Source organism: Bacteroides sp. RTP31139st1_H2_RTP31139_211217 (assembly GCF_040227615.1).
GTDB lineage: Bacteria > Bacteroidota > Bacteroidia > Bacteroidales > Bacteroidaceae > Bacteroides > Bacteroides uniformis.
Genome location: NZ_JBCNZM010000353.1, coordinates 1 through 1,169, shown reverse-complemented (window position 1 = coordinate 1,169; position 1,169 = coordinate 1). Strand labels below are relative to the sequence as shown.

Annotated in this window: 1 protein-coding gene; it reads right to left on the bottom strand. The window is 47.9% G+C overall.

All coding sequences use genetic code 11. From position 1 onward, the window contains the following. Positions 1-113: 113 nt before the first annotated feature. A partial coding sequence (locus ABUA47_RS24885; RefSeq protein WP_349832306.1) for a site-specific integrase occupies positions 114-1,169 on the bottom strand: 1,056 nt, incomplete at its 5' end.

The following is a 1,169-nucleotide window of genomic DNA, read 5'->3' as shown; positions in this document are numbered from 1 at the left end:
CTCGCACACAAGTCCTTTTTTACTCTATTTAATATCTAATCATTTGATTATTAGTTGTTTATTGTCTTGAATGTTATACTATCAGCCGATTTGGCTGTTATTTTCTTTAAGTATCAGACCTCGTCTTCCTCCATCAACAGATCGTCCAACGGGCTTTTGATATTGCTTTTGAAAGTGTCGGCTATGTGGACATACCTTTCTGTCGTCTTGATATTGTTATGTCCCATAAGCTCTTTCACTATCTTGATGTCGGTTCCCTGCTCCAGCAGGTGAGTGGCGAACGAATGGCGCAGCAGGTGCGGATAAATCCGTTTCGTGATTCCCGCTTCCCGGGCCGCTGCCTTCAGCCGTTTCGACACGATACTCTCGGTGAAAGGTTCTCCCGGTCTGTGTTCAAAAAGCCACACTTTCGGTTTGTATAGTCTGTTATATTCCGTCAGCTTTTTCATCAACGGTCTTGACAGCAGGGTGTAGCGGTCTTTTTTCCCTTTACCCTGCCGCACCCGTATCAGGGAGCGGGATTCGTTGATGTCGCCGGGTTTCAGTTCCAGCAGTTCGCTGATGCGCAACCCTGCGGAATAGAGTATGGAGAACATACAGAAGAAACGCAGGTCTGTCACCGTCACGTCGAGTATTTTCTTTATTTCCTCCTTGCTCAACACGTCGGGCAGCGTCTTCTCCCGTTTGGCACGGTTCACCTTGTAACACCGCCGTTCCTGACCGAGAACTTTCTCGTAATAGAACTTGATGGCGTTGATACGCTGGTTTTGCTGGCAGGAGGATATGTTTTTCTCGTGGATGAGATACAGCAGGTAGTCGTTTATCTCGCCGGGAGTAACCGTTTCAATCTTACGCCCCTCGAAATGCTGTTGGAAATCGCGGAAATAGGAGGTATATACCCTTACGGTATGGTCACTGTAACGCACTTGCTGAAGTTTTTCCAGATAGCCTTCCGGCAGTGGCGGCCGTTTGTCTTCCTCTTTACGGGGTGCGGTTTCCTTGATGGCAGAATAGTCTATAAACGCCATTTTTACATAGCGGTCGAAGAACTCGGCAAGCACGAAATCTTCTGCCGGCAGATAAGCCCTGCCGCCGACAAGCAGTACGTTTTCTTCCTTCGACAGCGACAAGCGGATGTCATTGTCATTACCGAAAGTCACTTCGACAAA